Source organism: Roseomonas sp. TS2 (genome assembly GCF_058833935.1).
Window position 1 is genome coordinate 1 of the sequence record NZ_JCACVY010000232.1, and the last position, 5,504, is coordinate 5,504.

General features: G+C 72.4%; 6 protein-coding genes. All 6 read right to left on the bottom strand.

Going from position 1 to position 5,504, the window contains the following annotated elements; genetic code table 11:
• A partial coding sequence (locus ACZJYS_RS22060; RefSeq protein WP_493180330.1) for a DNA adenine methylase occupies positions 1 to 378 on the bottom strand: 378 nt, incomplete at its 3' end.
• A gap of 155 nt (positions 379 to 533) precedes the next feature.
• Positions 534 to 1,349, bottom strand: coding sequence for an N-acetylmuramidase domain-containing protein (locus ACZJYS_RS22065; protein ID WP_493180331.1), 816 nt, complete (start codon positions 1,347 to 1,349; stop codon positions 534 to 536).
• Positions 1,346 to 1,519, bottom strand: coding sequence for a hypothetical protein (locus ACZJYS_RS22070; RefSeq protein WP_493180332.1), 174 nt, complete (start codon positions 1,517 to 1,519; stop codon positions 1,346 to 1,348). The genes ACZJYS_RS22065 and ACZJYS_RS22070 overlap by 4 nt, the downstream gene beginning before the upstream one ends.
• Before the next feature lie 84 nt (positions 1,520 to 1,603).
• Positions 1,604 to 1,915 (bottom strand): phage holin family protein, encoded by a 312-nt coding sequence (locus tag ACZJYS_RS22075; RefSeq protein ID WP_493180333.1) that lies wholly within the window; start codon positions 1,913 to 1,915, stop codon positions 1,604 to 1,606.
• A gap of 29 nt (positions 1,916 to 1,944) precedes the next feature.
• Positions 1,945 to 2,757, bottom strand: a complete 813-nt coding sequence (locus ACZJYS_RS22080; protein WP_493180334.1) for a hypothetical protein — start codon at positions 2,755 to 2,757, stop codon at positions 1,945 to 1,947.
• Positions 2,754 to 5,306, bottom strand: a complete 2,553-nt coding sequence (locus ACZJYS_RS22085) for a sialate O-acetylesterase (protein ID WP_493180335.1) — start codon at positions 5,304 to 5,306, stop codon at positions 2,754 to 2,756. The genes ACZJYS_RS22080 and ACZJYS_RS22085 overlap by 4 nt, the downstream gene beginning before the upstream one ends.
• Positions 5,307 to 5,504: the final 198 nt, after the last annotated feature.

Here is a 5,504-nt window from a genome sequence, read left to right on the forward strand (position 1 = left end):
AGCGGTGCGCTGGAGGTAGAGGAAGCGCGCGGCGCGCTCCAGGTCGGTCAGTGTGTCGGCATTGGCCACCACCAGGCGCTCGAACTCGGCGCGGCTGGTGAGCTGCCAGCGCAGCATGTCCATGAGCGCGACGTAGTGGCGCTGCAGGACGCGGAACAGCGTCGCCACATCCGTGCTGATGTCGTTGATCACCTCGCAGCGGGCGCGGAAGGGGCGGCGCAGGAAGACGCCGCCCATGCCGACGAAGGGCTCGACATAGGTGGCGTGGGGGATGGCCTCCAGCCGCGCCACGATGCGGCGCGCCAGGTTGCGCTTGCCGCCGAGATAGGGCGCGGGGGGAGCTGCCGGGCGGGCCGGCGAAAGGGTCATGGTCTCCATGGGCGGAGGCCTCCAGTAGGTCCCGCCCTGGCGAGAGGGCGGGACGGGTATCCGTGCGCGGCTGGCACCGCGCGGCTCCGGCTGTTGCAAGCAGCCGAGCCCCCACGCCTTCGCGCGGGGAGAGGCATGGCGCGCCCCTGTGGCGCGCCACGCGGTCAGGCGAGGCCCAGGGCGGCACGGGTGGCCGGGCCGGCCACACCATCCACCTCCAGGCGCCGGGCAGCCTGGAAGGCCTCCAGCGCCAGCTCGGTGGCCCGGCCGAACAGGCCGTCGACCACCAGGCGTGCGCCGGCGCGGTTCAGCGCCGCCTGCAGAGCCTGCACGGCCTCGCCACGGACGCCGATGCGCAGCGCCGGCTCCGGCGGCGCGGCGGCGCGCGCCCGGGCATAGGCGGCCGCCAGGCGCGTGTCGTAGCGGTTCTCGCGGTAGGCGCTGCCGTTGTAGCCGCGGGCGAAGCTGGCCCAGTCCAGCGCCACCAGGTGCCGCGCCAGGCCGTTCGCCCGGCAGAAGCCGATGAAGGCGCCGAGGTGCCGCCCCTCGCTCTCCGCCATGGCGGCCACGAAGGCCTCCGCGCTGGCGAAGCCCGCCGCCTGGTGGTTGCTGCCCAGGATCTGGAACAGGCCCCAGGAGGTGGCGCGCAGCGCGGCGGCGCAGTCCAGCGCTACGGCTGCCTGCAGGCGGCCGTACTCGGCGCGGCCGCCCAGATAGAGGCTGCGGTCCCAGCTGCGCACCGAGAGGGTGGGATGGCTGGCGTCAAAGCGCCCGCCGCTCTCGCGCGAGAAGCGGTGCGCCTCGAACAGGATGGCCGGCCGGCCGGAGCCATCGGTCAGGAAGCCGCCCAGGTCGCCGGTCTCGACCGCCAGCACCGCCTCGATGGCGGCGCGGTCGCAGCCGAGATCCCGCGCCGCCTGGGCGATGTCAGCCGGCGCCAGCGGCCGCGCGGCGCCGGCGAAGGGCAGGGGCGTGGTCACTGGCCGAGCAGGGGCAGCAGCAGAGCGACGATGTCGGCCAGGGTCATGCCGGCGCTGACGATGCGCTCCCAGGCCTCGGGGGCGAGCTGGATGCCCAGCACGCCGAGCAGCGAGGCGAGGGCGAGCCAGGTGGTGCGCTGGCGCAGGCGCGCCAGGAGGAGAGGGACCATGGAGGACCTCCGGACATGCGCCATCGCGCCGCGGGCGGGATGCCGGCGGCGTGGGGGAGGCGCGGGGGAAGGGGAAGAGGGTGGCTAGGGCTTGGTGCGGCGGAGCGCCGGCACCAGGACCTCCAGCAGGGGCTCGAGCCGGTCCGGCCCGAAGCGCGCCAGCAGCGCGATCAGCACGATGGCGGCGCCGCCATCGAGCGCCAGCCAGCGGGCCAGGCCGTAGCCCAGGAAACCGATGGCGGCGGTGACCGGCACCTCCCAGAGCAGGGTGCGCAGCGCGCTGCGGGCGGTGACGCTCTCGCGCCGCGCGCTCAGCAGCAGCAGGGCGCGGCCGGCCGCGGCGGCGGCGAGCGAGCCGGCGACATCCCAGCCGGAAGGGGGCTCAAAGATCGCCATGGCTGGCCTCTGCCGCTTGATGGTGGGGATCACACCAGCGGCCGGCGCGCAGGCGTGAAGGGCAGCGCGTAGAGGCGCTGGAAGTAGCGCTGCACCAGGCTGATGCGCCGCTGGTCGCCGTAGAGGTAGCGCTTCCAGATCTGCAGGTTGGTGCTGCGGCCGGCAAAGCGGCCGTTGACCGTCGCGGCGTAGAGCGATCCCAAGGCCAGGGCAGCGGTGCCGGCCGCGTTGTCGGTGGGCTGCGGCACCGTCCACAGCCCGTTGACGCACAGCGCCACCTCGGTGCCGCTGCAGCCCGCAATGATGTGCGCCTCCGTGCCCCAGCTGTAGGGGACGGACACGCTGCGATTGCCCTGGATGAAGGTGATGCTGCCCGGCGTCTGCGCATTCGCCGACCCGTTGATCTGCAGCAGCGTGCGCGCCGAGAGGCTGTTGAACCGGCTGAGCAGGTAGGTGGTGCCGGTGCCGGGATAGGCAACGCGGATCTGCGCCACCAGCGAGAAGGGCTGCGCGAAGTCGGGCTGCGGCAGCGCGGCCGGGCCGCCATCCCAGACATAGATGCCATTCTCGGCGTGGTCGGCCACAGGCCGGCCGTTCAGCGCCCCCTCGACGAGCTTGGCCGGCCCCATGCCCGTGGCGGTGCCCGGCCGCAGGGTGGCCCCGCTGCCCTTGAGATCGCGCCACTGCGTGATCTCGCGGGTCTCGGCGGTCACCGCCATGTCCGGCTCATAGGCGCGGAACCAATAGAGCAGATCCACATCCTCCAGCATCTGCTGGTCGAGCGGCTTGGCGACCGGCGCGGCGCTGCCGGGCACGGAGGTGGCGACGACGATGCGGCTCATGCCACGATCTCCTCGAAACGCATGGCGGGGTAGGCGACGAACTCAGGGATGGCGAAGCCCTGGTCGCGCCAGAAGGTGCGGTAGGGGGTGACGGCCTCGAGCGTGGTGCGGCCGCGCGACCAGCCCTCCAGGGCCGGGCCGCTGATCTGCATCGCGGAGCGGATGCGCAGCGGCGTGGTGGGCAGGTCGGCTGCCCCCACCAGGTCCAGCGTGGCGGCGCCGCTGATCGTCACGGCGGAGAGCGGCACATCGGTGCCGTCCTGCTGCCAGATCTCGAACCCGCGCTGCGCGACATCGGGCGTCCAGCTCGACCAGGAGAGCGCCGTCGCATCCGGCGGCAGCTGCCAGGTGATGCGCAGCGTGGTGGCGTTCAGCCGCGTGAAGGCGGTGGGTCGCAGCCCCATCGGCGATAGGCCACGCAGGATGCTGTCCACGGCGTGTGCATCGCGCGCGGCCTGGATCATGCGCCCGAAGTAGCTGGCGTGGATGTTGTCGCCGAGCGGGCAGTCATACATCGGGCCTGAGCCGTAGAGGCCCGGGATGCCTTCCTTCAGGATCTCGTACTGCGCCTGCACCGGACGCTGGATGCCCGTGACCGTGTCGGTGTTGCCGTTCACCTGCTGAATCACGAAGGGCGGCAGGGTGGACATGCCGGCCGCCACCCGCACATCCTCGCGCAGGTCCGCCTGCAGCTGGCGCAGCATGTCGAGATAGCCGGCCGTGTCGTTCTCGCCCTGGCACCAGCGGATGACCACCCGCAGCTCGCGCCCCATGCGGGCCGCGGCGCCCCGGGCCGAGGTGACGGCAGCCAGCACATGCTGGTACTGGATCGTGCCCTTGATGAACTTGTCGATGTTCTGGCCGCCCCACCACACGGTGTGGCCGATCAGCCCGGGCGAGTGGCGGTTGGCGCGCCGCATTCCGGCCTCGAAAGCCGGCCCGAAGAACGTCATTGGAAAGACGTTCTCCGAGCCGGGATTACGGTAGGCGGAGAGCTGCAGCCGTGCGGGCGACAGCGAGATCGGCGCCTCGGCATAGGCCTGCGGCCAATAGGTGGGATCGCCCAGCATCAGGAAGTGATGCGGAAACTGCGGCTGCGGGATCGGCCCCAGCAGCGGCCCGCCCTGCACGCCGTTGTTGCTCTGGCCGAGAAAGATCACCAGCACCAGCGGCGATGCGCTGTCAGCCAGCGTCTGCAGATCGTACTGGTCGGCGAGCTGCACGACATCGTAGGCGCGGCCGGTGCTGTCCTGCACCGTGCCGACGATCAGCCGAGCGTTGCGGTGCCGACGCACGTTGAAGGCGGCGATGCCACGCAGGGTCTCCGGCGGCAGATAGCTGTCGGCCTGCAGGTCGTCGCGCGCATCCGGCGAGAGCCGTGCCTCCACCGAGGCGTTGTCGTGGATGCCCAGCACCACGCGCTCATCCGGCGTGACGAAGCCCTGCGGGAACGACACCTGCATCGGCGCCAGCGTGACGCGACGGATCTGGCTGTCGCCGATGTGCAGGCCGAGCCAGCCGCCCTCCTGCCAGCGGAGCGGCGCATGCCCCCACTGGTCTTCGAGCAGCGGCAGCTCATCATCGGCCACCGACATCGGCGCGAGCTGCTGCCCGTAGAGCCGGAGGGCGGCGACACCGGCGGTGCCATCATCCTCGCCGGAAATGAGCCATTTGCCGGCCTCGGTGCGCAGCCCCCAGGAATAATCCTCCAGGCTCATCAGGTCGCCGCGCAGCAGCACGCCGGCCATGCCGAGGGTCAGATCCTCACCGATGTCGAGCAGCGGCCGGCCGGCCGGGTCGGTGACCTCCCAGAGATTGTCGGTGACCACATCGGGCGCGACCATGCCGAGCACGGGCAGGGCCCGCGCGGCGGTGCTGGTGCGCTGGGCCTCGGCCAGGGCAAACGCCTTCTTCTGCCGCTCCGTGTCGCCCGTCCGCACCGGCAGGCCGTCCTGGAGGCGATAGACGCCCTCCTCCGGCCCGATGGTGAAGACCACACCCAGCGCGCCCTCGTCAGCCCCTGCGGCGGTCCAGGCTGCCACCAGGGCCGCCACGCTCGGGCGTTGGGGCGCGGCGTTGAGGACCGCGGCCTCGGTGCTCTGGGCGGCGGCTTCCGTGCGCTGCCGCGCCGCCTCGGCGCTCTGCTTCGCAGCCTCCGCCTGGCCAGCACTCTCGGCTGCCGCGGCGACGGAGGGAGCGATCTCCTCACGCGCTGCCTCCTGCGCCGCCGGGGTCGCGGCCTGGCGGGCAATCTCCTGCAGACCCTCCACCGAGGCGTCGACGGTCTCCCGGGCCACGCGGCCGGCCTCGGTGACCACCGTCGCCTCGATGGCCTCGGCCGCGACGCGCGCCACATCCTCGCGCAGGACGCTGACCGGAAGGGCGCGGCCCATTGGGTTGCCGTCCGCGTCCTGGACACCGACCAGCTGCTCGTCGCCGGTGAGCGCCTGCATCGGGGCCAGATCAGTGATCAGTTGGCCGGTCAGGGTGGTGCCTTGCGGCAGCACCAGCGCAGCATCCTTGTCCGGCATGAGCACCGGGTTCGACATCAGATTCTCCTGTGAAAGAGCGGGCCGCGCGCGGCGCGGCGATCAGACGGCGGCGACAGCCTCGATGGTCAGCCAGTCCAGGGCGGGACGGGGCTCGGCGCAGCGTGCCTGGATGTGCCAGCGACCCGGCTGGTCGAGCACCCAGTCGAGCCAGGCCTGACCGGTCGCGCCGTGCACGATCAGGGCCGGCGGCGCGAC

Excerpts from the sequence above, each read along its gene's own strand:
- ACZJYS_RS22070 (WP_493180332.1), bottom strand. The coding sequence starts at position 1,519 with ATGGTCCCTCTCCTCCTGGCGCGCCTGCGCCAGCGCACCACCTGGCTC.
- ACZJYS_RS22075 (WP_493180333.1), bottom strand. The coding sequence starts at position 1,915 with ATGGCGATCTTTGAGCCCCCTTCCGGCTGGGATGTCGCCGGCTCGCTC.
- ACZJYS_RS22080 (WP_493180334.1), bottom strand. The coding sequence starts at position 2,757 with ATGAGCCGCATCGTCGTCGCCACCTCCGTGCCCGGCAGCGCCGCGCCG.
- ACZJYS_RS22085 (WP_493180335.1), bottom strand. The coding sequence starts at position 5,306 with ATGTCGAACCCGGTGCTCATGCCGGACAAGGATGCTGCGCTGGTGCTG.